The organism is Bacillota bacterium (assembly GCA_013314855.1).
GTDB lineage: Bacteria > Bacillota > Clostridia > Acetivibrionales > DUMC01 > Ch48.
The window spans coordinates 1-26,199 of sequence record JABUEW010000058.1 but is presented as its reverse complement, the minus strand read 5'-3'; the positions used below and the strand labels follow the sequence as shown (position 1 = coordinate 26,199).

General features: G+C 37.9%; 24 protein-coding genes. 8 read left to right on the top strand and 16 right to left on the bottom strand.

Going from position 1 to position 26,199, the window contains the following annotated elements:
• Positions 1–559 precede the first annotated feature (559 nt).
• Entirely contained in the window at positions 560–1,447 is an 888-nt protein-coding gene (gene galU, locus HPY74_11385) for a UTP--glucose-1-phosphate uridylyltransferase GalU (protein NSW91251.1), read from the top strand.
• 77 nt (positions 1,448–1,524) lie between these two features.
• Here galU and HPY74_11380 read toward each other — a convergent pair whose 3' ends face one another.
• From HPY74_11380 to HPY74_11370, 3 genes are all read right to left on the bottom strand, one after another.
• Complete coding sequence (locus HPY74_11380; GenBank protein ID NSW91250.1) at positions 1,525–2,607, bottom strand: DUF362 domain-containing protein; 1,083 nt, start codon at positions 2,605–2,607, stop codon at positions 1,525–1,527.
• Between the two features lie 206 nt (positions 2,608–2,813).
• A complete protein-coding gene (locus HPY74_11375) occupies positions 2,814–5,747 on the bottom strand; it encodes a phosphodiester glycosidase family protein (protein NSW91249.1) in 2,934 nt (977 codons plus the stop codon).
• A gap of 51 nt (positions 5,748–5,798) precedes the next feature.
• Positions 5,799–6,527, bottom strand: a complete 729-nt coding sequence (locus HPY74_11370) for a tRNA 2-thiocytidine(32) synthetase TtcA (GenBank protein NSW91248.1) — start codon at positions 6,525–6,527, stop codon at positions 5,799–5,801.
• Between the two features lie 761 nt (positions 6,528–7,288).
• Here HPY74_11370 and HPY74_11365 point away from each other — a divergent pair.
• Complete coding sequence (locus tag HPY74_11365; GenBank protein NSW91247.1) at positions 7,289–8,356, top strand: GNAT family N-acetyltransferase; 1,068 nt, start codon at positions 7,289–7,291, stop codon at positions 8,354–8,356.
• A gap of 60 nt (positions 8,357–8,416) precedes the next feature.
• On the opposite strand, the gene HPY74_11360 is transcribed toward HPY74_11365, so the two are convergent.
• The 4 genes from HPY74_11360 to HPY74_11345 all read right to left on the bottom strand — a co-directional run bounded on the left by HPY74_11360 (position 8,417) and on the right by HPY74_11345 (position 11,689).
• Positions 8,417–9,712, bottom strand: coding sequence for a 6-phospho-beta-glucosidase (locus HPY74_11360; GenBank protein ID NSW91246.1), 1,296 nt, complete (start codon positions 9,710–9,712; stop codon positions 8,417–8,419).
• Positions 9,713–9,769: 57 nt separating this feature from the next.
• On the bottom strand, positions 9,770–10,768 hold the full coding sequence (locus HPY74_11355; GenBank protein ID NSW91245.1) for a hypothetical protein: 999 nt from the start codon (positions 10,766–10,768) through the stop codon (positions 9,770–9,772).
• Between the two features lie 112 nt (positions 10,769–10,880).
• On the bottom strand, positions 10,881–11,297 hold the full coding sequence (locus tag HPY74_11350) for a helix-turn-helix transcriptional regulator (GenBank protein NSW91244.1): 417 nt from the start codon (positions 11,295–11,297) through the stop codon (positions 10,881–10,883).
• Positions 11,298–11,335: 38 nt separating this feature from the next.
• Positions 11,336–11,689: an AraC family ligand binding domain-containing protein gene (locus HPY74_11345; GenBank protein ID NSW91243.1), complete on the bottom strand. Its 354-nt coding sequence runs from the start codon at positions 11,687–11,689 to the stop codon at positions 11,336–11,338.
• Between the two features lie 385 nt (positions 11,690–12,074).
• Here HPY74_11345 and HPY74_11340 point away from each other — a divergent pair, with 385 nt between their 5' ends.
• Positions 12,075–12,230, top strand: coding sequence for a hypothetical protein (locus HPY74_11340; protein ID NSW91242.1), 156 nt, complete (start codon positions 12,075–12,077; stop codon positions 12,228–12,230).
• Between the two features lie 5 nt (positions 12,231–12,235).
• Positions 12,236–12,445: a hypothetical protein gene (locus tag HPY74_11335; GenBank protein ID NSW91241.1), complete on the top strand. Its 210-nt coding sequence runs from the start codon at positions 12,236–12,238 to the stop codon at positions 12,443–12,445.
• A 191-nt stretch (positions 12,446–12,636) separates the two neighbouring features.
• Here the strand turns inward: HPY74_11335 and HPY74_11330 are convergent, their stop codons facing one another.
• On the bottom strand, positions 12,637–12,873 hold the full coding sequence (locus tag HPY74_11330) for a hypothetical protein (GenBank protein ID NSW91240.1): 237 nt from the start codon (positions 12,871–12,873) through the stop codon (positions 12,637–12,639).
• Positions 12,874–12,906: 33 nt separating this feature from the next.
• Positions 12,907–13,608: a hypothetical protein gene (locus HPY74_11325; protein NSW91239.1), complete on the bottom strand. Its 702-nt coding sequence runs from the start codon at positions 13,606–13,608 to the stop codon at positions 12,907–12,909.
• 288 nt (positions 13,609–13,896) lie between these two features.
• Between HPY74_11325 and HPY74_11320 the strand changes: the two genes are divergently transcribed.
• Positions 13,897–14,226, top strand: a complete 330-nt coding sequence (locus HPY74_11320) for a DUF4870 domain-containing protein (GenBank protein NSW91238.1) — start codon at positions 13,897–13,899, stop codon at positions 14,224–14,226.
• 167 nt (positions 14,227–14,393) lie between these two features.
• Here HPY74_11320 and HPY74_11315 read toward each other — a convergent pair whose 3' ends face one another.
• The 3 genes from HPY74_11315 to HPY74_11305 form a co-directional block, all read right to left on the bottom strand.
• Complete coding sequence (locus HPY74_11315; GenBank protein NSW91237.1) at positions 14,394–19,364, bottom strand: hypothetical protein; 4,971 nt, start codon at positions 19,362–19,364, stop codon at positions 14,394–14,396.
• Positions 19,365–19,694: 330 nt separating this feature from the next.
• The gene (locus HPY74_11310) at positions 19,695–21,797 is read right to left on the bottom strand and encodes a hypothetical protein (protein NSW91236.1); all 2,103 of its coding nucleotides are present in this window, start codon (positions 21,795–21,797) and stop codon (positions 19,695–19,697) included.
• A 136-nt stretch (positions 21,798–21,933) separates the two neighbouring features.
• Positions 21,934–22,167, bottom strand: a complete 234-nt coding sequence (locus HPY74_11305) for a hypothetical protein (GenBank protein ID NSW91235.1) — start codon at positions 22,165–22,167, stop codon at positions 21,934–21,936.
• Between the two features lie 42 nt (positions 22,168–22,209).
• On the opposite strand from HPY74_11305, the gene HPY74_11300 reads away from it, so the two are divergent.
• The 3 genes from HPY74_11300 to HPY74_11290 are packed head-to-tail and all read left to right on the top strand — an operon-like array spanning position 22,210 to position 23,413.
• Positions 22,210–23,013 (top strand): IS1634 family transposase, encoded by an 804-nt coding sequence (locus HPY74_11300; protein NSW91234.1) that lies wholly within the window; start codon positions 22,210–22,212, stop codon positions 23,011–23,013.
• Positions 23,014–23,022: 9 nt separating this feature from the next.
• Positions 23,023–23,211: a type II toxin-antitoxin system HicA family toxin gene (locus HPY74_11295; protein ID NSW91233.1), complete on the top strand. Its 189-nt coding sequence runs from the start codon at positions 23,023–23,025 to the stop codon at positions 23,209–23,211.
• On the top strand, positions 23,204–23,413 hold the full coding sequence (locus HPY74_11290) for a type II toxin-antitoxin system HicB family antitoxin (GenBank protein NSW91232.1): 210 nt from the start codon (positions 23,204–23,206) through the stop codon (positions 23,411–23,413). The genes HPY74_11295 and HPY74_11290 overlap by 8 nt, the downstream gene beginning before the upstream one ends.
• 724 nt (positions 23,414–24,137) lie before the next feature.
• Here HPY74_11290 and HPY74_11285 read toward each other — a convergent pair.
• The 4 genes from HPY74_11285 to HPY74_11270 all read right to left on the bottom strand — a co-directional run.
• Complete coding sequence (locus HPY74_11285; GenBank protein NSW91231.1) at positions 24,138–24,500, bottom strand: tyrosine-type recombinase/integrase; 363 nt, start codon at positions 24,498–24,500, stop codon at positions 24,138–24,140.
• A 21-nt stretch (positions 24,501–24,521) separates the two neighbouring features.
• Positions 24,522–24,773 carry a prevent-host-death protein gene (locus HPY74_11280; GenBank protein NSW91230.1) on the bottom strand — a complete coding sequence of 84 codons (252 nt, stop codon included), beginning with the start codon at positions 24,771–24,773 and terminating at the stop codon, positions 24,522–24,524.
• 14 nt (positions 24,774–24,787) lie between these two features.
• Complete coding sequence (locus HPY74_11275; GenBank protein NSW91229.1) at positions 24,788–25,732, bottom strand: nucleotidyl transferase AbiEii/AbiGii toxin family protein; 945 nt, start codon at positions 25,730–25,732, stop codon at positions 24,788–24,790.
• The coding region (locus HPY74_11270) for a transcriptional regulator (protein ID NSW91228.1) at positions 25,725–26,199 on the bottom strand (475 nt) is incomplete at its 5' end. The genes HPY74_11275 and HPY74_11270, both read right to left, overlap by 8 nt.

The window sequence follows — 26,199 nt, the reverse complement described above, 5'->3', positions numbered from 1 at the left end:
TTGCTGTTACAGCAAAATCTTCTATAAAATAGTTAATATAAGTGAACACTATATCACATTTTTTAATTAACTATATATTTGGGTGGAATTTAATCCTACAAAGTGGATTTTACTTTTTCATTTCACCCAAATTTAATAAATATAAAAAGTATATAACGTATATAACATTATTATTGCCCCCTTTTACTGTAATTTTCTTCCATAAGGGTATATACTGAGGCTGTATTGCTCTCTAACATGTTTGTGTAGAATTTTGTATATTTATTAAGCACTTTTTTATCATGGCTGTTGAGTTTAGTTATAGAATACTTTCTTTGAGCTTTTATACTACCACTTCCTTTTTTATAGGATATGCATTTACAGGGTATGCACATAGGATATGCAAAAAATCAATAAATTATTCATAAGAAAGGATAAGAAAGGATAAGAAAAGAAAGGGAAAGAAAGTCCTTCCGAAATGACTATAATTCTGGTAAAATTATTATGGCAAAACTGTAGTATGCAAAAGCTACAATTTAAAAGAATTAAAAGAAAAATATAAAAAGAAGGTGTATATGATTTGAAAGTACGAAAAGCTGTGATACCTGCGGCAGGTCTTGCAACAAGGCTACTTCCCGCAACAAAGGCCCAACCTAAGGAAATGCTTCCTATAGTTGATAAACCGACAATTCAATATATCGTTGAGGAAGCTATTCAATCTGGGATAGAGGACATACTTATCGTAACAGGCCGCGGCAAGAGGGCAATTGAAGACCATTTCGACAAATCCTATGAGCTTGAGGAGGAACTAAAAAAGAAAGGAAAGCATGATTTACTTTGTATCGTGCAGGATATATCGAACCTTGTGAATATACATTACATAAGGCAGAAGGAACCTAAAGGGTTGGGACATGCTATATACTGTACGAAATCTTTTATCGGGAACGAACCTTTCGCTGTTCTTTTAGGCGATGATATTATCGACTCAGAAATACCATGCCTGAAACAAATGATCGAAGTATATGAAAAATATGAAACTTCAATAATAGGCGTACAACCGGTACCCAACGAGGATATTTCTAAATATGGTATTGTAGACTGTACTGAGATACGTGATAGGGTATATAAAGTAAAGGACTTGGTGGAAAAACCTGAAATGGAAAAGGCACCCTCCAATATTGCAATATTGGGAAGATATATTATTACCCCAAAGATATTTGAATTCCTGGAAAATGCTGAACCCGGCAAGGGCGGGGAGATACAACTTACTGATGCATTAAAAAAACTGGTTAAAGTAGAGCCTATGTATGCCTATAATTTTATCGGCCAAAGATATGATGTTGGCAACAAAATAGGATATTTGCAGGCAATGGTTGAATTTGCACTGAAGAGGGATGATTTAAAGGATGAATTTTCGGAGTATTTGAAAGGAGTAGTTGAGAAATATAGGAAATATGGGAAAATATAAGTGATAATTAAAGGTAAAACAGCAAAAATATGGGTTGGATTTTTAGTTTAAAAGAGCATCCAACCCATAACATTAAATTAATGTACTTCTTCAATTTCATACTGTTGTGTACCGAGGCCCTGCTTTTCAAGTTCATTGAGTTGGACAAAAGGATCCTTGTAATGCAATCTTTCAAAAAGGTGGCCTTTTTTCCCCAATTCATGGCCTTTGGGCACGCCTGCAGGGATAAGGTTTTCTACCTTAATGGCATCAAGGCTTGCTTTCTCTATGGCCACAATATCCTTTGAATACATAATTCCAATATCAGGCACTAATGATGGTGTTGTCAATCCCCAGCAATCACAAAGGGCTGTTATGTTTGTCAGGAAATTTATATAAAACACGCTATCAGGACTAAAAACTTTTAGAACTTCATTAGTACAAATTGCCATACCTTTTTGGAAATCATCAAACCTGTCATTGTCCATCCTTAAAGCAGACGTAGGGCAGACTTTTACGCAATGCTGGCAGTAAGTACAATTGTGGAAGAATATTTCATACTTATTTTCTTTATTAAAGCTGTTTGCATTGTGATTGCAACTGTTTATGCAGAGTTCACAATGGGTACAGAGATCTTCATCCCATTCAATCCCGCCTTCAAGATTATGTATTTGTCTTCTTGTCCTGTCTGTAACACAGCCCATGGCAATATTTTTGCAGGCACCTCCATACCCGCAGGCACCGTGACCCTTTACATGGGAAAGGACTACCATGGCTTCAGCATCATGGATATTTCCGGCAATATCCACGTTTTTAAAAGTCTTAAAATCTACATACTTCTCATAATAATACTTGCCGGTGACACCGCAAGAAGGTACAATAGGTACTCCGAGGTAATCTTCAGTATAGCCTCTTGCTTTTGCTCCATCCACTGCCTGATCAGTAATATAAACCTTTGCACCATACTCTTTTAACTTGTCAACAAGAATTTTTACAAAGAGTGGATGAATTGTGGAATAGCCAATATTCCTGCCAAGATGCATTTTTATTACAGTCAGTTTACCGTTTACGAATTTCTTGATATCTGTTTTTTCAATCATCCTTTCAAACTTTGCGGGAAGAGTGGCACTTGCGTCATATTTATCATATTCTACAGATGAAAATAAAATTTTGGAACCCATAAACTGTGCCTCCTTAATTGAATAAATTTTAGCTTATTGACAATTATACCATTAACATTATAGTATGAAAAGAGATCCGGATAGAGGAGATGCAAATAAAGTAATGAAGATAATTGGAAACGGTTTTAGATTTAAGTTGTGCCGGTTCATTTGAAAAACATTAGATACATTAGATACGGTTTTTGAATAGAACCGGCACAATTGGCTTAAGGTACAATGGGTTTAAATTGGAATGTAACTTCCTTACCTTTTACAACTACAAGTATATATTGTACCAGGTCGGTATTTGAAGGATCCAGACCTTCTATATCTAATCCAGCGCAAGAGAGATATTTTATGCCTCTTTCCATATAACTGGTATTCTTATCGCCTTTATAGAATACCCACACATTTTTACCGGTTGTTTGCCTGTACTCTGTCAGTATGTCCTGGAAAAGTCCTGCTTCAAGACTATCGCTAAATTTTTGCGGCGGGTCGTTAAGGAAAATAAATACATTATCGCCTTGAAATGATTGAAGTTGGTGCATGAACCATTTCCACTGGTTAGTATTGCTCAATCTTAACCCTTGTTTGGTTGTATCAAGCTGTATAAACCGGCTATTCTTAATGTCAAATGTTCCAATTCCTGTATTTACAGCCAATAATGGCTTACCAACTTTTTTAGCTGCATCGGTACTATTCTTTCCAATAAAGATGGCAGCATCAATATAGCTGTTTATCTTGGTTGATAATCTGAAAAGTAACAGCCTTTCTAAAGGAGTAGCTATTTTCCTGGACTGGCTGAATACAGAAAACCTGAAGTAGTCATCACCTTCTCCATAAGCAACGCTTCTGTTAGCTTCATCAACCGGTATTGTATCCTCGGGAATTTCTATATCATCTTTTTGTGGGTCAGGCACGGATATGAATGTAAGGTCATCCATGTATATTGAACCGGCATCGGGGACATCGCGGATTTGCACAAGATAAACCCTTGCGAGAGTTAATGGTTTTGCTCCAATGTCTGACAAGGAGGCTTCCACATACTTCCAACCTGTCCAATCCATTTTCTGGGTGAAATCTACGTAATGCCTGCCTCCATTGGAATCATATATTAAAGCCCTGAGCCAGTTAGGATTGGGATTAGTATTATATACCCACAGCCCGATTTTCCGGACATTCTTCCCCAATTTATAACCGCCATTCGAGAAAAGGAGGTATGATGCCCTGGAACCTGTTGAGTCATTAAAGTCATAAGTTAACTTTCCCGAATATTTACCTGAGCGTTTCTGCTCTGAAGACAACTCGTATTTCCCTGGGATATTTTCGGGGTAGGATAGGTATGTGCCGTTAATTTTTTCAAAATCGTCAACTACAATAACTACATCGGATGACACTATTACTCCGCAATAGGCTTTAGTATTGCCGACAGATGCCTCAATGTAACCTTTACCTTCAGTGGTTGCTGTGAAAGTATCTCTTTCAAAAGTACCGATATTTCCCGATATTTTCCACTGAACATCTTCAGGATTTATTTTTGCATAATAACCGTTCTTATTTTTTCCCATGACAGTAAATTTTTTCTTACCATTAACCTGTACCGAAATTAGTTTTTCATTTAAGATAAGCTGCACGGGAGAACTTAAAGAATTAATTTCATGCTCGGAAGATACTTCTCCTACGGTAGCAATTATTTTTCCTGACCCTACTGATGCCGGATAAAACACATTACCCTTAAAACTTCCTTCTATCCCCGAAACAGACCATTTTATATCATTAGGGTTTACTTCAACAGGGTTGAAATACTTATCATACCCTCTTACAGTGTAAGCCCTGGATGTATTAACAAATACATTTTTATCTTCTGTATCAATAATCAAGCCTGCCAGGGGAGAGGGTGGCGCGGTAGAAATAATACCTACCGCATTGCCTACTTTTCTAGACATACCGTCGGAAGGACTGTTTACTACCTCAATGTTGCTAGTGCCCGGTTTTCTTGCCGCCATTGTTGTGGAACCGCCCCCATCAAGATTTATTGCATTGTGTGCGCCAAGTTCAAGCATAAGGGCAGCCAATTCAGGGAGGGTCATTCCCAGGCTGCTTTGCTGCCTGCCGTCTACTGTTACCATTATTACCTGCTTCCCGTCTTTAGTACTACCGATGGCAGTCCTGGGGTGCCTGCCGGGGATATCATGAGAAAAAACAGAAGGTATTACTCCATCTTTAAGTATAATTGCTCCTCCTGTAATTGCCATGGAAATGTTATTCCAATCAGGGTTAGTGCTTATTTCCATAGCAACAGTATCTCCCTCTTTAAAATTATTCAGTATAAGCTTTGTATTATTGTTTGCAGCAACAACAACATAACCCTTTGGGGGAATTTCTACAGGGGGCAGGTTTTGTCGTATTTCAACAACTGTATTATTATCGACAACCATTTCAACAATATCCGTATATCCGTTTGAGCCTTTTGATGTATTTTCGGGGCGGCCTATTGAGTTAACCGACCAGTTGCGGTCAATGATAGTAACATCCCCGTTATTATTAAGCTGCACATTATATCTGGCAACGGGAACTGATGCACCGTCTTGCTTAACAAGTTTTATATCTGTTTTCCAATATTCGTAAAATATCCGGTTCATTTTATCTAGTGCAAAAGTTGCCATGGAGTTGTTATACCTGTTAAAATCGCTGGATGAAGTCTTAATAGTGCCTGATTCCACCATGGGGCCAATGGGGCTGTTCAGCCCGGGAATCTTAGACCAGTTAAAAAATCCGCCGTTTATCGCCCCTACAGCATTTTTAGATTGTGCGAGGGAAGGTACCGGTGTTAGTATTTGTATTGACTCAATGTTTGCCATGGCGTCAAGTTTTATGTAAGGGTTATCCATGTCAACCCTGATAACGTTTATGTTAAGCCAGCCTTCAATAGTAAACCTTTTTATATTCTCATAAGTTGCACCCGAAGTAAGGGTATATGAGGTTGATGACTCATGAATGATTTCGAGTGCCGGGTTTGATGATGTTTGCTGGGTTTGCTGAGCTATTGCTGCATTGTATGGGCATAAGCATATAGCCAGTATTAATACCAGTATAAAGACCAGTTTTAAATTCTTATAGTGTTTATTTATCTTATTGTATACACGTTTCTTGATGTTCATAGTACCTCCCACTCTATAATTATATGCACTTAAATAACATGCATGTCATTTTCAGTCTTTCCATCCGTGTAAACTCCATCCTTCTATGCAGGATCTCTTAATAGCACCAAAAATGTTGTCTTTTACCATAGGAATTTCTTTTTGCATTTCAATTAGATAATTCTTTATAAAGTTACGCTTTGTAGTGCTGGTTATTTGGCAGGGGCTTGGTATTGTTACAATACCCTGTGATTTTATAAAGCTTCTTATATCCTTTTCTTCAGAATAAATTAAAGGTCTGATTACAAAAATATTTTTACGGCTAAGGTAAGTAACGGGAGAAAAGGTATGTATCCGTCCCTCATAAAACATACTTAGTATTAATGTTTCAATAACATCATCCCTGTTGTGTCCAAGAGCTACCTTATTGCAGCCCAATTTTTTTGCTGCATTGTGAAAGGCGCCCCGCCTCATATTAGAACATAATGAACATGGGTTTTCCTCTTTTAATGCTTCAAAAACAATTTTTCCTATAATTGTATTCTCGATTGTATAATTAATGCCTAGACTCTTGCACAAATCTTGTACCGGCGAAAAATCAACCGTACCTATGCCCAGAGTAAGGGTTACTGCCTCCAGTTCAAATTTCTTTGGGTAGAAATTCTGCAAATATTTCAGTGCAACCAAAAGGGTGAGGCTGTCCTTTCCTCCTGATACACCTACAGCTATTCTATCTCCTTCTTCAATCATATTGTAGTCTTGGATCGCTCTTCTTACCTGACCCAATATCCTTTTTTGCATCCTTGCCTTAGTATCTTTTGCTGCTCCCATTGCTAAAAACCCGCTTATTTTTTCGTTTATTTTCACTTATATTCTTGTATATAGCATATTATCTTTTCATATAAAAATTATAGAATATCTACAATTGGGTATCAAGTTAAGTATTGTTTACGGTTTAGTTACATTAAAGAATTGTAATTACAACTTACTTCAATAGTGATTTATTCTAAAAAATACGGAGAACTTGCAGATATTATTCCTCATATAGTAGATTATAAAGAAATAGAAGGAAAAACTACTGCATATGTATGTAGAAATTTTTCTTGCCAGGCACCGATAACTGATAGTAATGAGCTTAAGGTGTTGCTTAATATGCAGGTTAGGGAATACACCGGAAAGACGCCGAGAGACTTCAGGAAAGTATACCCCGTGAAATAGAGTAAATTATCAGTGAAATCCCGGAAGAAAAAAGCATTCATCTTGTTTATAATGAAAATTATTAAAGTCAAACACATGTTGAATGTGGCAAGATCGGACGGTATAAATAATAACAAAAATAACAACAGGGTATGTCATTGGCATATGTCAGGAAACAACCAAAACGCATGCGGATTTGTCCGATGAAAATGGGCATACCCTGTCTGCTGCCGGAACCGGTGGTGCCAAGCACAACATAGTATTCAACACATTGAACGACACAATCAAAAAACGATATAATCAAATTTAGGCCTGTTGAGGCACCACAATATACAATCCAAATAAAAAAGGGGGTCATTAGTAATATGATAAAAAGTTTATTAAAAATTACAGCTTTTCTTATCGCTGCCACGATGCTTTTGTCTTTGGCTGCATTAGGATATATATGTACGGATTTTCTACATAAAAAAGAGAAGGTGGCAAAAAATTTAATCTCCTTTTTTCTGAAGCATTACAGAAAAAGAGGAGTAAATATGGTGATGCTTTACCCTTTCAATATACCGTTTTACAAAAAAATGGGATTTGGATATGCAGCAAGGATGCATCAGTTCAGGGTAAAGCCCGAATACTTTCCTAAAGGGGATTCGAAAAAAAATTTAAGATACGTGAACGAGGATTATAAAGATGCGCTTCTGGAATGCTATAACAGATATGTCGATAGAACAAACGGGATGATTGAGAAAAGGGATGTGGATATTAAAAACATGTTCAATGAAAACAATACTATAGTGGCTTATGTAAAAGAAGACAAGATATTGGGCTATGTGGTTTTCTACTTCAGGAAGGTCCACCCCGGCTACTTTTTTATGCATGACATGGTAGTTATGGAATTTGTATATGATACAAGGGAAGCACTGATAGAGCTTTGCACTTTTTTCAATTCCCAGGCTGATCAGATCAACCGTATTATAATTAATACACCGGAGGATGACATGTTCTTTTTTTTAGGGGATCCTTCAAACGGCAACAACGACGCATTCGGCAACCTGCTTCACGAAATGTGTGAAACTGCGGTTGGACCAATGTACAGGGTAGTAAACGTTGAGGGTATTTTTAAAGAACTTGGCTGTCATAGCTTCGGCAACCTTGATATCAAGCTGAAAATCACCGTAAAAGATAGTTTTCTCAATGAAAACAACGGCAGTACGGTAATCATCTTTGAGAAAGGCGGGGCCAGGATATCGGACAATGGAGCTTTCGATACCGAAATCGTCCTTGACGTTTCGGAATTTACCTCGATGCTGACAGGAGCTGTTGACTTCAGGACATTATACAATTTCGGACTTGCCGACATTTCCAATGTTGGGCATATCGATACCGTTACAGAATTATTTTCGTACGGTAAAAAACCGAAGTGTACCATCTATTTCTGACCATTGGATTCTATTTCTGACCGTCGGGTTACCCATTGTTATGTACCTTGTTATGCGGTGCTAAAGATGCCTTTCAAACTGCGGGAGGTATTCCCTGTTTGCTTCCAGCATGTCGTCAAGCACACCTTTTGCCCTGTTATAATCGCCTATCAGGGGATGAACCATCAAAGCGGCAAGTGCCGTTTCATAATTTCCTTCCAGTGCTGCTTTTACGGTCAGCTTTTCGTATGCCTTTACAGCTCTCATCAGGCCGATGATGTAATAGTTATCGAAGTTCCGGAGCTTGACGGGAACCGCTCCGTTTTTCCCGACAATGCACTTTGCTTCTATAACATCATTCTTATCCATGAAGTCGTAGGTTCCATTATTCTTTATGTCTAACACATGTATATCATTTTTGTCGTTTTCTATCGCGTCTATCAGGGAAACTGCAGCTTCGGAGTATAATGCCCCACCCCTTTCGTCCAGTAAGGTGGGTTTTTCCTTGAGCTCCGGATCTTTGTACATTTGCAGCAATTTATCTTCAATATCCTTACATATTTCCCCGCGTGTTTTTGGGGCTTCCATGCACTTCTTAAGCTGTTCGTCCCTGAAGTAATAATAATTGAGATAACCGACCGGAATTCCTTTCACTGCTTTCATAAGTGGAAGCTCGTAGTCCGTTCCCAGGATTTTTTTCAATTCCCCTGTTTGAATCCACTCCTTCAAATGGGCCTGCAACAGTTCCTTATCATTGACGTAAACAGCTGTAATCCAGCACAGGTGATTCAAACCGACAAATTCAAAATCGAAGTCCTTTGCATCTCCGCCAAATAATTTTCTTACATTTTTTATCATATGGATGGGAGCATTGCAGAGTCCGAGCATTTTGACTCCAGTATGGTTAAGTACAGCTTCCGCTATTATTCCCGAAGGATTGGAGAAATTGATAAGCCAGGCTTTCGGCGCAAGTCGTTCCATTGTCTTTGCCACATTCATTATGACAGGTATGGTTCTCAAAGCCTTCATGAAACCACCGGCACCTGTTGTTTCCTGCCCCAGCAGACAGTATTTCAGAGGGATTTTCTCATCCCTGATCCTTGCATCGAGGCCTCCAACCCTTACCTGGCAAATTAGGTAATTCGCACCTTCGATAGCTTCTTCAAGGCTTTCGGTAATTATAATTTCCGGCCTCATTTCATTTGCCTTGAGTATCCTCCGGATTAGTCCGGAAACTATTTCCAGCTTACCCCTGTTTATATCCATAAGAGCCAGGCTACTCAACCGGATCTGGTTTTTCCTTGTAACAAACCCGTTAATCAGCTCGGGAGTATAGGTGCTGCCTGCTCCTATTACTGCAATCTTCAAGCTTTTCATATTTCACCTCTCCATACTGTGCACCGGAAGTCCCTCATCCGGTTCATATCCTTTAATTCACGTTTTTTTAAACTGTCTCAGCAGTCCAAAATTTGATGAAGTCGTCTCAATGTTATGCCTGATTTTATTCTCATACCGGCCATGGAGCTTCTCAAGCGCCAGGATGACTGCTCCTGCCACAGGTTCATAACGGGCGTTGATGATGTTCGCTTTAGGACAAACAGTGTGTATTTCGGAAGTCACCACATCGGTCAGCAAAGTTCCGGGTCCTTTGAATATGCTGCCCGATACCACTACATCAAAAGCGATGCCGTTCATATTGAAAAGCACTGCCCTTGCGTTCACCAGTGATGCAAGACCGGCTCCGTATTTTTTTATAATGTCTGCCGCTATCACATCGCCGTCATATGCTGCTTCAAACAAGTCCAGGGGCAAAAGCATTACCTTTTCCTCGGGCAGCCTGCCTTCGACATCACTCCTTAGCAATGTGTCAATATCACTGATTCCGAACCTCTGTCTGACCTTTTCGGTCAGGCAAGTCGGACCGAGCCTGCCGGTTTTCGATTTATATACCGCGGTCAGTGTATGTCTCCCCAGGGCGACAGCTCCCTGCAAATCACTCTCTGCGTAGTAGCCATAAATGAATTCCCTGCCATCCGGACTGATAACGGCGCAGTTTACTCCTGTTCCGGCGCAAATAACCGCTCCGAAGTTTTCCGAAGTACCGCCCCTAAGCGCTACTATGCAATCATTTACAATGAAAATTTTACAGCAAAATCCGAGTTTCCTGATTTCATTTTCCATGAGTTCCTGCTCACCAGGCCAGTCTACACCGGTCAGACCGCTGAATACTATCATGACATCCTTCTTGTCTATTCCGGCATTTTCCAGGAGTTCACTGCAAACCCGGTCTATAAAGCCGATCTGGCAGTTCAGTCCGTTGTAGTGGTGCTCGGCACCACTGGTTCTGGCAACAGCCAGGATACACCCGTTTTCATCGGACAAAGCCGCATGTGTTTTAGTTGCGCCCTGATCTATACCAATGACATACTTCATTATTATTTATACCATCCGATCTTGCCACATCAACATGTGTTTGATTTTTATCAAACACCATTATAAACAAGACTAATGCTTTTTTCTTCCGGGATTCCACTAATAATTTACTCTATTTCACGTGGTATGTTTTTCTGAAGTCTCTCGGCGTCTTTCCGGTGTATTTCCTGAAGCATTCAATGAAATTCGACATACTGAAAAAACCGCAGTCCGATGCGATATTTATAATTTTCATATTAGTAGAGATAAGGAGTTCCGAAGCTTTGACGATTCTCACCCTGATAACATATTCCAGAGGTGATATTCCAAAGGTTTTTTTAAAAACCGAACTGAAATTTGAAACACTCATATTGACCAGTGCCGCCAGCTCCTCCAGGCTGATTTTACTGCTGTAATTGGCATCAATGAAGCTGAACACCGGTTCAAGCCTAAGGGAGTTTTTCAGCCTGCCGGGAAGTCCTTCGTCTTCTTCCATGTCAAGATACCTTAAAAGGTAAGTGGAAAGCTTTAAGATGAGGGATTTAATCATTTGTTTATAGCCATTCTTTTTGTTTTTGAATTCATTTTCTATTTCCAGAATGGCTTCATATAATACATCTCAAAAGGATAACATGAAGCGGTCCATAAAAGCTCCGGTTCGAACAACAGGACCAGCATGATGACGTCCTTGTCATTATAAGCCAGATGGACTTCCTTGCTGTTTATTACAAAAACATCGCCCTTTTCAAACGGATAATTTCTTCCTCCTATCAGGTATGTCCCTGTTCCCTGCTTCAAATAACAAATCTCCATACAGCCATGCCAGTGAAGCACAGTTGATTCCTTGCTTATGCCGATTGTTTCGACGACAAGGACCGGAAAATCCTCTTCAATCCCTATAGTAACTTTTTTTGCTGACGGGATGCTGTTATTTGCGGTCATTAAAACACCCCTTGTATTGTTTCTTGTATTGTTTTATTAATGCCTGGACTAGGAACTAAAATCCAATCTTATTATATCCACATGGCATAGTATATATAATAATTAGGCAAACGTCAATGGGCGCATTTTTTTACAACCCAATAAGGTTTTGCAACCTATTGATGATATATACCGCCTGGAGTATAATTAAGTAGGAGATAAAAATCAAATTTAAGACAATAATCCGACCGGGTAATCCGACCGAGAGGTGATTGAATATTTGAATTAGATATTATGAGCGCATATTGGAACCGGCAAAAGCCAGTAATATATTAGTAATTAAGGTAATATGTTAGTAATTAAGTTTAAAAAGATTAAAAAACATAAATGAAAAGGGGTATCGTTAATGAGCAATGAGAACAAAACAACCAGGCAGTATGTATTATCGCCGGCAGCGGGCAAAAGGCTTATAGCCAGGTTGCTTACCGGGAATAAAGAACAGCTGGATAGCGCTGGCGAGCTGGTAAAATTCGTAAGTTCGGAGCCGAATTTTATGCTGTAGAGTGCTTGGTTAAAAAGCTTTGTGCTACTAAAAGCAGGCAAGCAATTGATAATTGCATTGGAGCAAATACACGGTATGAAATTGATTTACATATAATATATCTAAGAAAAAAGCTTGCACCTTTAATTGATGACCTTGAAAGTACTTATAGTTTGATAAAAGAGGATTTAAATGAATTTTTAGAGCTTTTTGAGAATAGTCAGAACAAACAATAATACATTCTATATTTTATTCACGGCTAGCCCAGTTTATTACTGTTACAATTGATGATGCAGGCGCTATGGAGCAAAAAGAGACCGGACGCATGAAAAACTCTACCCCATCGGTGCGGAATGATAGACTTTTCTATGTAATAACCGTAAGAAAAAACAATCACAAAATTGTGAAAAGCATAATGATGGCTGTTTTATTCATGTGCATTGTTCATATTGAAAATTATGGCTCTTTCAATATGTTTCAATTGCCTTAAAATATATATTTTATCCTGTTTTTCTTTTGATAAAGTATTAGTAATGTTTTTCATGTAACTCCAGAAAGCAGAAGTCATATTACTCTCATTAAGACCGAAGAAGGCCTGCGGAAAGTCATATTTTGCAATAATTACTCCTGTTTCTTCTTTGACATAAATCTCAAGATGTTCCATCGATTTTTTGTCTAAAATAAAAGCATGATAGTTCTAATAATTCTCCAGAAGTTTAATTGTGTTTTGAAGATGAAGCAAGTATTCTTGAGGAGAGTAAAAAATTTCACCGTAATGAATCATTAACGGTATAGGAATTTTTCCGGCAAAAACATCTTCTAACTTTGGCAAGCATATTATTTCAATAAATTTGTTTTTTTCAAGATTTCTTTGGAAGACTTTTGTCCTTCTCTTCAAATAAGCCATAATATTATGATCGTTAAAATAGGAAGTCCGCACCAATATTTTCGAAACTAATTCTGAAGGCATAGTGGAGCTTGAAAATCCGATAGTTTTCAGGATGCTATCGCAATGTTGATTTTCAAATTCCGACAGAGCTTTAAGAAAAATTTCCTGTTTATCCGGTGTAAAAACATGGATAAGAGGGCGGCAAAGTTCAAGATAACGGCAAAATTCATCTTGGAGAGACAATAGTACAGCTCTATCAGTAGATAGATAGCTCACTATATTCTTACTGCTTTCACCAAATGAATTGGAAAAAACTGCAGCAGAATCAGAGCATAAAAAAAGTGTGCGTTTAAACAGGCCGTCCCTATGTTTCGGATAGAAATAAGATTCTATCGTACTGTTTATATATAACGGCATCCATTGAACGATGGCGGACAGCATTTCATCAAGGGGACGATTAACCATATGAATGATTTTAATTTTATTGCCTTTGGCAATAACCTGGCTCATAAGTTGAGTTCATTCTTTGGCAAATTCCTGATTTTCCGTAAGTCATACCATATCCTCTTCGCTGTGTAAAAACAGAGTAGATTGTGAAATTATTTTTAAGGAGTCAGACAGGATTTATTAACAAAATTGATAAAATATATTTGATGCAGCTTATATTTTATGATATAATCACACTTGTGATATTGCTTGCCAAGGGTATTTACCTTAAATCCAGACTGAAATTGATGTTCATATAGGTAGGCAGTATTAAAAAAATAAAAATAGAGAAATAGAGGGGGTAATATTAGTATGGACAATAAAAAGTCTTCTACAGGTTTACAGGAAAATATTGCAGGATTATTGTGTTATGTGTTAGGATGGATTACGGGAATTCTATTTATAATTATCGAAAAAGAGAGTAAATTTGTGAAATTTCATGCCATCCAGTCTACAGTAGTTTTTGCAGCCATATTCATCGCCAATATGATACTGAAAGTAATACCATTCATAGGTGCTTTGCTGTCGACCTTATTAACTTTACTGAGTATTGTTTTATGGCTATTTTTAATGTACAATGCATATCAAGGAAAAATGTATAAACTACCCATAGCAGGAGATATTGCGGAAAAACAATCATAATCATAATTAAAGAAAAACAATTATAAAATATAATATAATTACTAAAAAAATTAAAAGGGATCACCCTCAGTAATATCAAAATACCAAGGGTGGAGGAAAATTTCTTTCTTTTATTTTATAAAGAGAAGAAGTAAATCTTTTTTTGTTATGTTATCTATTACAAATTGTCACAAGTCGGGATCGATGAATACTGTTACAAAGTACCCCCTGAAACCATCATTATACATATTTATTTGATCAACCGCATCGTTCCTTGCTTTGAGGTATGCTTCCTGTGCCCATTGTGAAGGTACGCTGCAGCCCGAAAAGTATTGTCCAAGGAATACGAAGGCGGTACCAGGAGATTTACAGGTATTATACGCAAAATTGTAACCAAAGATGGCTCCATAAATTTCTACTCCAATTGACCATGTAACCTGGAAAACCAATGTATGAGGTGAAAAAACAGCCGCTACCGAAATACCAGTATCAACAGTACTGCTTGCAATTTTTTCCGCATATGCTCCCTTGAGAATGGGATCATCGGTATTTGACCACATGTAAGCATTGTAGCTTACTTCTATAATCCCTACAGCTAATGCTAGGGCAGCCGTGGCTTTTTTGGTAGCCAGCACTCCAAGCTTCCCTGCTTTCCCTGTATAACCGAGTGATTCTTCACCTATCTTTACGAGGCTTGCCGTCGTTTCAACTCCTGAAGTAACTACCTTTAAAGTATAATATATGGCTTTGACAGTATTGCCATCCTTGTAGGCAACATATGCATCTTTACCGTCGGTAACTATTGAGGTAACGCTGCCTGTTACCGAAATTGTATTAGTAACTGCCGAATATTTGGGAGATCTAGCCCAGTGATTTGTTGGGAGTTTATTCAGGTCATTGACTTTATTCTGAGAGGTGACAAAACTTTCGGTGAGCTTGGTGAAATTTGAAACAGTATCTGAAATTTTGTCAACAACCGTACAAACTGACAGGGTAAATTCTATTACATTATAAACGCTAGCGCTACCACCTGAACTTGAACTACTACTAGGGTTATATTCAATAGCTCCCATCCATGATGTATATTTGTTAAAATTAGGTGAATTTTGCTGGCTTTGTATTTGCGGAGGCGTGATTATATTTGAATTCAACTGGTCGAAGCTTTTCATCTCCGTTGATACTATCCTGCTGTTACCCTGCCCATCATCCAGGTATACAATGTCTCTCATTATCCCGGTTATATTCCAGGAAGGTGTCATGGGCAAATAACTTGTTCTGCTTCCATTTTTTTCAACCCATAAGGGGGTTATTTTAAGGTAGCATGAATCAGACTGAGCATATTCTTTGCTTAATTTAAAACTTACACGGAATAGATTTGCTTCTTCTATCCCCACTACTGCAATATTTTCATAAAATGGCATATTATTGTCATCATCAAAATTATTCGTACGATAGAATGCATACGAAAAGGCCGGTAACTTGAAGTGATTATCATCCTGGTAGTTTATGGAATTGTACATGGTAATGTCCTTGAACTGTATGCATATGGTCTGTTCATGTCCTGCTGAAAGCTTGGCAGGGAAGAGAAGATACCTGTAATAATTGTTTTCATCAGGATATTTCATTTCTATATTGTTTTTCATGTACGCGAACTGAAAATCCGTTATAAAATCATAATAAAACCTGTACTCGACGGGATGTAAAATATCTGCTTGATATATAGTACTACTCTCATGATAGTAATCATGTAAGTCTTCTATTATGTTTGTATTTATTCCGCATACATCAGCGGGTGAAACATTTTCAAGCTTATAGGCTGCAAACTTACTATTTGCAAAAACTTTATCTAGTGCTTTTTTGTAATAGGTGTCATTCATCTTGCTTTTCTTGGTGCCATCATCTTCATATGTCTGGTTGAACACCAATGAAGGAGGAATACCTTGAAGTGTATATCTTTTCACCCATCCATCAAGACCAAATGCCATGAATGGCTGTTTGATTCTTATCATACCCTTTTTCTGAACTTCCAACCATGTTGGTTCTGCTGGGTTTATTAGCGGCGACATGTCTTTCCCGTCAATGATTCCATCTCCGTCGCAGTCGGGATTGTCGATTGAGGTGCCATATAAGGCCTCTTTTGAATCAGGTATCTGGTCATTATCAGTATCCATAATAGAAGTTTCCTGTTGCCCTGCAGCTTCCGTACTTTCCTGCGAGCCATTTCCGCTTGTCTCGCTTGTTACCGGAGCTGTATTCACTGTATAGATTATAGGAGGCTCAGGCTCAATTGCCGCGGTTACCTTTTCAACCCTGTTATTTAGCTCATCTAATTCCATGATAGTGTCATCAGGGTCTACAACAACAACTAGGCTTATTGTTGTTCCCGGTGTTATATTGCTCCAATTTTTATTGAAAACAATACCTACACATTTTTCAGGGCTAATACTTCCAACATTGCGCTCATCGACCTGTATCAATGAAGCTCCGCTCTGGCCATGAACATAATACAAAAGCTTCACTTTGACATTGCTTGCCGGTACAAAACCCTTATTCCAAATAATTGTTCTAAAAGTAGACTCGCTTCCCGCTCTTATCACATCAGACACTCGGGTTTGAGAACTGTCTATTAACAGGTCAGGGACTCCAAGTGATATTTTGTATGTTTTTCCATTATTTTGTTCATCGATTTCATTAACCTTATTATCATAATCAACGACAACCCTCATAGGGTAATCCTTGAAAAACGGAATCCATGTCGGAAGCGTCCATGACCATGTAAAAGTCTTTGTAATGGTTTTATCTGGGCCTATCGGACCTATATTAACTGTTTTTGACGGGGTTTCGGTGTCAATTTCGTCAAAAAACCCTAATTTTGCACTGCCCACCTCGGTATTACCGTTATTTCTTACCACAACTGTCCAGGTGACCGTCTCGTTTGGCTTCGGGTGCAGGATGCTAGGAGTAATCGAGTCAATGCACAAATCCCTGGTTTGGGGTGTCACCGGTACAGAGTGGAATCCTATATTATTTGTTTCACTGCTTTCGCTTACTTGGTTATCAGGGTCAAGCAGGACAATCATTACAGGGTTTTCATTCGAATTGGAAGGTACCTGTACAACCTCGCTTAACGTGTAGGATTGACCAGCCTTGATAGTTGATGAAATTGTCCTGGTCTTTATAAGTTTTGCCCCTTGAAGCGAAGAAATGTTGTTATGAAAGATATTTACCTTCAGATCCTTTATATCGTCTGTACCGTTGTTATTTATTATAGATTTCAAGGTTATGTTTTCGCCTGCTTTTATTTCACGATTGGAAGGGGTGTGCGTAATGTCCGCATTCTCCACCGATACATCCTTACAACGCGGCTTCGAAGGGAAAGTGACTATACTGACATTGTTGGCCCTATTTTGTTCAGGTATGATACCATTCCCATTGACTAGTATTTCTAGTTTACAGTTCGTAAGATCATAATCGGCTGGGAGCGTCAATTGCTTCGATATGCTTGTTGAACTCCCTCCGGTTATTGAAGGAATATTGAAGCTTGAGAGGTTTATAAGCACGCGCTTGCTTGATTCGGTAAAAGAGAGCTTTTCCTGCAATATTTCCTTTTCTTTGGCAAGCGCAATATCCTTTAAAAGCAACAACTCCTTATCACTACTAAACTTTTCTAAAAGGCTTTTCCCAGTTTTTTGACCAGTATTGCTATCTTTATTGCCATCTTTATTGCTATCTTTATTGCTATCTTTATTGCTATCTTTCACGTCTTCTTTTTTTCCTGTATTATCCGCATTACTGTTTTCGCTTTCTTTGCCGGATTTTTGCATACCTTCCTTCGAAGCATTTGAGGTATTCGTTGTATAATTTCTTGCTGCCTCATATTTCACAATACTGACTGTAAGGGTGGCGGTTTCTGATTTGTCAGTTCCTAAATTGTGAACAGTGCCTGTAAGGGTAAATTTAGTCCCTGCAATAATTGTGCCTTCAGGCTTAATCGTCCAAGGAGTAGTATTTACGGAAAGGTCAATATCCTTGGATCTTATTCCCATAAAACGTAAATCAAAATTATTATTTTCATTCTTTTCAGGAATTGTATTCTCGGGATCAACTATCACTACTATACCGCATTCCCCGAGATTGGATGGTGCTTTGTAGGATGCTTTTAGAGTTGTACTGCTGTTTGCCTTAATATTCATGTTTTTATTTTCGACCAACTTCTGATTACCAGCAAAAATTTGTGCTGTAAATTTATTAACATTCATATTCCCCTTGTTCCTTATAGTAGCAGTTATTGAAATTGTCTGGCCAGCCTTGGGGTTTGTATCGGAAATAAGAATATCGCTGGCAGATACTGAAAGGTCGACATAGGCTTCACTAATAGTAATTGACTTTTCAGCTGTATTATTATTTTCGTATATTTCAACGATAGTGTTATTCGGATCCACTACCACCTTCAGCTTTTGTTCGCCTGATATATTACTAGGCAGTACGTATTTTAAGGTCGTGTTACTGCTGGAATTACTGCTGATGGATGAAATGGTATTTACACCTATTTGAGTTGAGCCAAGAAAGTATTTTAAAGCTATATTGCTAACATTAGAGTTCCCAATATTCTTAACTTTGGTATTTATTGATATACTATCCCCAGCTTTGAAACTGGCAGGGGTAATAGTTATATCTTGCTGAGTGATGGCAAGGTCCGGTAAATTTACTAACACGGTGAAATCCTTAGTAGCAGAGTTATCTGTCTCCTCCAATTCAGCTATGGTATTGTTCGGGTCAACTACAACTTTCAGGGTATATTTTCCTGCAAAATTGCTTGGAATTTTGTAGCTGAGGCTGACAAATTTCGAACTGCCCTTTGAAATGATTGAAATAATTTTTTCACCTATCTGCTCATTACCAATCAGAAATATGACCTTTACATTACTAGCATTGGCTGTACCAATATTTTCTATAGTTGCTTTGAAGGTAGCATTTGTTCCGCCCTTAATGCTTGCAGGAGAAATTTCAATGTTGTTGCCAGTAATTTTCAGGCTTGGAGTACTTGAATTGGCAGCGATAACTATATTTGTACAGGGAAAAAGGTTAGTTAACATAAATACCAACAGGATAACTGTAACCTTTGCTGCAAATCTTCTGTGATATTTTACATAATACACATAAATACCTCCTATCTCAATAAATTAGATTTATCTTTAAATAGCTTCAATTCTTATAGAATTTTATAGCTATTTAATTTCACAAGTAATAAAACAAAAATCTTACAAAGCCTATCTATGTATCTAGGAGTTGCCTTGTTAATAACTGAATTAATATTAATAATTAATACTAATATAATCACTCTCTGTTAAAAAAACGTTAAAACATTTATTGCCAAGTTCCTGAAAAGTCTTGGCTACTGCTTAAAGTCTCGATAAAGAAAGGCAATATTTAAATATATTTCCGGTAGTTACCTGCTTGTGAAAAAATGGGGTTGATGTAATAGTAGTTCATTGGGCAGGGATATTTTTAAGTTTGTTTATTTCTAGTTTTACCTGGCCGGAATCATATTCATCTCCTATTTTGTCGAATAGCTGTATGCTTTGATTAAAGTATTTTTCAACCTTTATAAATTCTCTCTCAGCCCATGCAATTGTTCCCTCTGCCCTGGCAATCCATGCCGGTACCCAAGCATCCGCACGATCTATCGTCCTCAATGCCCTTGACAAGCATATCCTTGCATGTGCAGAATGCCCTTGCCGGCTTAAGATTACAGCCCTATAACAATAAAAAAGGGCAAGGATACTATGCCATTGCCTGGCACGCCCAAGACGTATTCCCACCGATGCCCACTGCAATGCCATTTTATTCATACCTTCAGACATCATTTCTTCTATTATTGACCTTATAGTATACGCGACTACTGGTGACGACAAATTATATATCCTGGTTCGAAGCCAACTGCTAATATTTTGAAGAATTAATACCCGGCCAGTTGTTGAAGTATAGAGAGTATTTAAATACCTGAATGGTTCGGGAACATACTTTGTCATTTCACCCCGTGGAACAAGTTCTATTAATTCCGTTGGCATGCGGTTTTTATAATGGAGTACTACGATGAGCATTGAACGTGTTGTACATTCGCCAACCTTTACTTTTATTGAATTTGAACAATCAATACGGCAAAAATTAAGAGCCTCACGCAGAAAACTTTCTGCATCACCTAGTTCGCCGGTCGAGTAAGAAAAAATGGCGCGCTGGAAAATAATCCAGATCATTTCCCACAAATTAGTAACATACGGAATATATTTAATAGCCTGGTTAAAAGCTTCTTGCGCCTTTTCAAGCTGGAAAAGCTCCCTGAAAGACATTCCAAGCAGTAGGTAAAAACGAGCTTCTGACTCGCGGTCATTGCTGGCATGAGCTATATTAAGCCCTTCTTTCGCCAATTCGGCAAGTTTGTTGTTATTACCTGCTACCCAGGTAGCAGCTGATGCCATGAACAAGGCATCTTTTAATTCCTTCTGGCAACCGTTTGCCTTATAGTAATCAAGGGCTTCATTGATATATTTCATTGCCTTTAATCTTAAGGCATGTTTTTCATTAGGTATTAAAATAATAGAAAGCCAAAGCATTGTTTCGCCTAGAGCTAATTTGGCTTTTGCCGCAAGGTCATGGATTTTTTTACATTTTGAAAGTGCTTTTTCCATTAAGCTAATTCCGTTTAAATTTTCTTCACGTAGAGCTTTTTCTTCACCATATGCAAGAAGCATAGTTACATTACGCAGTGGGTCGCCGGATATCATATCGATTGGCAGGACATCATAGTTCGTATTATTTTGATTGGCAGAATTTTTTTGGGATCTCGGAAAACCATTTATATGTTTGCCATGCCCCAATTCCTGGAACAATCTTATTGTCTCCTTAGAAGGAGAAATGCCGAGTTCGTCCTTTAGTAACCGCTTGCAGTATTCAAATTGTTCAATAACATTTTTTGGTTGACCAATAATCGCATAAAGTTTCATCAATGCCTGATGGGCTGCTTCATTAAGAGAATCCGCATTTAACCAGTATTGGGCATAGGTTAAGGCTGCCTCGTAAAGCTTCGCATTAGTCAAACTTTCTACCAGTTTTTTTAGCACTCCGATATACATAACATTTAAACGTTGACGTTCCACAACACACCAGTCAAAATCCATATCTTCGAGGAAATGTCCCCGGTAAAGAGATACTGCAGACATGAGATAATCAATATTCGAGGGCTCATTTTTTAACCCTTTTATTGCATTTTCCTCAAAATCCTTGGCGTCAATCCAACAATCGGCGTTAGAAGGGATTCTTACTGTATCCCTTCTAATATCAAGTATACATGAAGCATCATTATACTCAGCTAGTGCTCGCCGTATAGAGTGAAGAGCAGTACGAAGACTTCCAGAAGCATGATCCTGGTCGGCTTCTTCCCATAATATGTTCTGCAAGGCCTCACGCTTAATCCAGTTACCTTTTTGCCAGAATAAATATGCTGTGAGTACCCGAACCTTATTCGTGGGCAAAATTACCTCGCCTTTGGGAGATAACATGGCAAAATGCCCTAACATATAGACCCTAAACAAACCTGACACCTCTTTTTTAAGATACATCATAATTATTGTTTTGTGATACAGTATATGAATAACAGAGATGCTAGTAAATACCCAAAAGATCTATATATCTATAATTTCGCATATATTTGGATAATTTCCAGCCCTGTTATGCAACCATACTAAGCAGAGCATCTTTTATATTTGATTTTTTCAAAGAATCCCTATATTCTACGGAATCCTCTAAAACAATTTTTCCCAAAGCATACTTTTTGAGTCCATATCTTAACCAATTAAAGCTTAGTACAGATACCCATTTCTTGTCAATAGATTCATCAATTTTTAACCATTCGATTTTAGTTGCATTAAGCAGTAATATTTTACCTGTATTAAACGCTATCATTGCCAGATGTACATACCTTAATATCCCGTAATAAGATTGGACTTGATAATTCCCAACCCCAAGATGGCTTTTCATATCTCTTATAAAGATTTCTATGGAAAACCGGGAACCATAGATGTTGTATTTTACGATGTAACTACATTTGCATTTGAGAGTGTAAAACAGGATGACCTGAGGGATTTTGGGTATAGCAAGGATAACAAATACAATGAAGTACAGGTAGTGATGGGTATGCTGATAGATTGTGAAGGGTGTCCCATCGGATATGAATTATACAAAGGCAGTACATTTAATAGGAAAACCATGGCAGGGGCATTAGAGAACCTAAAAAAGCATTTTGGGATACGTCATGTAGTAATTGTTGCAGATAAGGGATTAAACAGTAAGATTAATCTAAAGCTCATACGGGATGCAGGGTATGGGTATATCGTAGCCAGCCGGATAAAGAATATGAGTCAGGAAATACAACAGCAGGTGCTTGAGAACGAAGGTTATTCATATATAACAGGGCCTTGTAAACTTGACGGTAAACCGGAACCACTTCGTTATAAGATATTGGATTATGTTAATAAAATCAAGGATGAACAAAGCAAAGAATATGAACTTAGAGAACATCTACAAACTACGAAGAAATCAAACCGCAAACATAGAGGTCTATATATTATTGAAGACAAATTGCTTAATGCTGATTGTGTAGGAGCATACAACATAATGAAAAAGTATCTGCAAAGGGTAGGTAAACCTATCACGGCAGTAGTGGGGTTGGACACCCCTGTTGCGTACCGATGGGATTTCTTTCATGGTTTCATCGGGAGCACAAAGCTCGCCAATTTATTGGCGATGTAGTTCACTGATTTGTGTAAGGTCTTAAGGCATTTTGATTTTGAAGAGAGAATAAAAGGTAGTCATCATATATTCTATAAAGATGGAATAGAAGAGATATTAAATATACAACCTGTTGGATCAAAAGCTAAGCCGTATCAAGTTAAGCAAGTAAGAAGTATATTATTAAAGTATAAGATGGGAGTTGATTATGATGTTTAAATATGAAATCATTATTTATTGGAGTGAAGAAGATAACTGCTATATTGCAGAAGTCCCTGAATTACCTGGATGCACAGCAGATGGTAAGTCGTATAAGGATGTATTAGAAAATGTAGAAAAAATAATAGAAGAATGGATTGAGACTGCAAAATCGATCGATAGAGAAATACCTAAGCCGAAAGGCAAACTGGCTTATGCATAAAGTGTATAGGGGGCTGCCATCCATGGCAGCCTCTGAATTTAGGGGCGCAGTCAATCGGCTAACAATGCACTCAAGTAAAAGTTGCTGGTTTTTATTGTAAATAGTAAAATATGATAAAAGGAAGCAATATAGCTACTTCACAATTTGCTGGAAAAGGAATATTGGCTTTAATTCCTGCATTAATTTATGCCTTTTTACAGACCGGACTTTCAGAATGAAAGGCTCACAATCTCACAGGTAAATAAATTGTTTGTAATTTCTCTAAGTTTTAATTGATTTTATAATGAAAATTTGAATGTGAAAAAGTTTGATTTCTTAAGGTAGCGGTTTTTGTATCGGATTTTTCCAGGAATAGCCGAAATTCATGATCTGAATATGTTTCTTTTAAAGCATCCTGAAAATCTCGAAACGCTTGATATTACTTTGGCGGAGAGAGAGGGATTCGAACCCCCGGACGGTTTCACCCGCCTCACGATTTCGAGGGGTAATTTTGCCAATTTTTCGCCCATTTCTTTTTATATGTTCTAATATCTTCACCGATAAAACCTTGATTTCACGGGGATTTTTAAAAGTGGCTTTATATGTCTTTATATCTTTTTGTTTTGTTATCCGGGACAGTTTTATAACAATTTTACAACATGATAACATTTTAATTTATGGTGGTCAGCTTAAACGCCGCCTTCTATGACATAATAATCATAGCATATTCGCGGGAACAGTACAATTACCGTTCCATCTCACGGTTTTTCTTTCTTGGTTTTTTATCCGCTGTTTTCTCAGCGGCTTTGCCTTGCGGATGCAGGGCATTGTGGTAGGTGTCCAGCACGGCCTTTTTTCTGTCCAGCCGCACATCCACGTACTGAGCGGTGACAGCTTCAAGGTTTGTAGAAATGCCCAGCGATATGCCTATGCCTTTTATTAGGGTGTGGCCTAAAATCTCACCGACGGTATAGAAATCGCCTGTAAGTTGGTGCATATTTGTGGCTGCCGAATGGCGCAGGTCATGGAAGCGGATATGCGGCATTTCAAGATATCTCAGCATTTGCCCGAAATTGTTTGTTACATATCGTTTAAAAACCAAATTCATCAAAAATCCGGACAATCAAATTTATATTCCACTATCTTTTCCAGACTCCACTCCGTCGATAATACCATCCAGATATTTGTCCAGTTTCTCCGGCGTGCAACCCATGCGGCCGGCCAAACGGTCCTGCTCCACGGCCAGCAGTTCCTCCCGCAGCTTCAGCTTTTCATATTCTTCTTTGAATTCCTTATCTTTCATTAAAAGCTCCTTCACTTCGGAAAATTTTGCTCCTGCTTTGCTCACTTTTACCTCTCCTTTGCTTCTTCCTATACTCATACCCAATTATCATCTCACTGTCTGATCTTCCACAATGCCATTGGATGTGATTTGATGCGACAAATAATATCAGCATCATCAAACAGCAGCTCCGGCTTATACTCTTTTGCTTCAAACTGCTCCAGGAATTCCTGTTCCTGAGGTGTTAATACCATCAATTCTGAAATATACTCCTTTGTGGCTTTTTTAGCTGAATCCAAGTCGAATGAATCATGTTTGGTTAACACCGGAAGCAAATCAGTCCTGATTTTATATTTTGTAATGCCATCAATAGCCCCTGTATCAAAGCTTTTATTTATTTCCCTGGCTGATATTGCAGCGTAGAACACCACACATTTTCTGAGAAGCTGTTCTTCACTTTCATCAAACAGCCTAAACTTAATCATATTGTAAACATCATATAAATCTCGTGCCGCAGCTCTGCTTATAAGCGCATTAATCTTGCTACCGAAAATCTCAAGAGCATTAAGGCAATTCAAATTATATTCACTTTCAAAGTGTTCTGTAATGATTTTCATTTCTTTTACCGGGAAAACATGCGCTCTTAAAGAATAGTTAATTTCTATCTTAATGGTATCTTTGTTGCCACCGCAATTAACATACTCATAAATCCAAGAATCAAGACTGTGAGGTGTTTTAGTTTTGGGACTGAGCCTATAACCGTTAAGCGCCATAAATTTCGCAAGAGCAGTGTTTATAATCATTCTGTTTTGCAGCATTTCTTCTTTACTGTCATTTCCTAAATAATCAAGATCAATATCTACAGACAATCTTGGAAGATTGAATATTGTTAAATTTATTGCAGTTCCACCTTTTAAAGCTAATTTACCTTTCAATATTGGATCACTGTTTATATATTCTAAGATATCCGCCAGGCGATACACCTTTTCCAATGTATCCCGGATAAACCCAAATTTGGACGCTCTTTGAGAAATATAGTTTTTGTCATAGTTATACAAGTGGCATTCCTCCCTGCTCTACCATCTGAAAAATACCATCGGGAACAACCAATTTCCATTGACTATTATACTTAGTGCTTTCTTTCGTCAAATATCTGGTGCTTTTTCCGATTTTACTTTTACAGTAATCTATAAATTCATCGGAAAGATGCAACTGATCTTTATAATGCTCCAGTATAAATCCTGTTTTCTGATATAAAAACTGCATATCATAAGCAGACAAATATTTGATTAATTGATTCTCATCTAAATAAGAGATAGAAGTGATGCAATTTAGAAGTTCTTCCAGTCCTCCTATTTTGTCAAAATCCTTTATGCTATCGACTACAGTACGCTCTAGCGAAGTAATCCGAATCCCCTTTGTGTTTTTTGGAGAGATTACTCCCAAATCAAATTTTGAAGGAACATATTTATAAGTTATACCTTCAAATTCAAAATCAGAAAATCTTTTCGAAGAGGATACATAT

Coding starts and splice junctions, on each gene's coding strand:
- HPY74_11365 (NSW91247.1), top strand. CDS start 7,289: ATGATAAAAAGTTTATTAAAAATTACAGCTTTTCTTATCGCTGCCACG.
- HPY74_11350 (NSW91244.1), bottom strand. CDS start 11,297: ATGATTAAATCCCTCATCTTAAAGCTTTCCACTTACCTTTTAAGGTAT.
- HPY74_11355 (NSW91245.1), bottom strand. CDS start 10,768: ATGAAGTATGTCATTGGTATAGATCAGGGCGCAACTAAAACACATGCG.
- HPY74_11340 (NSW91242.1), top strand. CDS start 12,075: ATGAGCAATGAGAACAAAACAACCAGGCAGTATGTATTATCGCCGGCA.
- HPY74_11360 (NSW91246.1), bottom strand. CDS start 9,712: ATGAAAAGCTTGAAGATTGCAGTAATAGGAGCAGGCAGCACCTATACT.
- HPY74_11280 (NSW91230.1), bottom strand. CDS start 24,773: ATGAGTATAGGAAGAAGCAAAGGAGAGGTAAAAGTGAGCAAAGCAGGA.
- HPY74_11380 (NSW91250.1), bottom strand. CDS start 2,607: ATGGGTTCCAAAATTTTATTTTCATCTGTAGAATATGATAAATATGAC.
- HPY74_11290 (NSW91232.1), top strand. CDS start 23,204: ATGTTTAAATATGAAATCATTATTTATTGGAGTGAAGAAGATAACTGC.
- HPY74_11330 (NSW91240.1), bottom strand. CDS start 12,873: ATGGAACATCTTGAGATTTATGTCAAAGAAGAAACAGGAGTAATTATT.
- HPY74_11325 (NSW91239.1), bottom strand. CDS start 13,608: ATGAGCCAGGTTATTGCCAAAGGCAATAAAATTAAAATCATTCATATG.
- HPY74_11370 (NSW91248.1), bottom strand. CDS start 6,527: ATGCAAAAAAGGATATTGGGTCAGGTAAGAAGAGCGATCCAAGACTAC.
- HPY74_11305 (NSW91235.1), bottom strand. CDS start 22,167: ATGATAGCGTTTAATACAGGTAAAATATTACTGCTTAATGCAACTAAA.
- HPY74_11285 (NSW91231.1), bottom strand. CDS start 24,500: ATGAATTTGGTTTTTAAACGATATGTAACAAACAATTTCGGGCAAATG.
- HPY74_11345 (NSW91243.1), bottom strand. CDS start 11,689: ATGACCGCAAATAACAGCATCCCGTCAGCAAAAAAAGTTACTATAGGG.
- HPY74_11320 (NSW91238.1), top strand. CDS start 13,897: ATGGACAATAAAAAGTCTTCTACAGGTTTACAGGAAAATATTGCAGGA.
- HPY74_11375 (NSW91249.1), bottom strand. CDS start 5,747: ATGAACATCAAGAAACGTGTATACAATAAGATAAATAAACACTATAAG.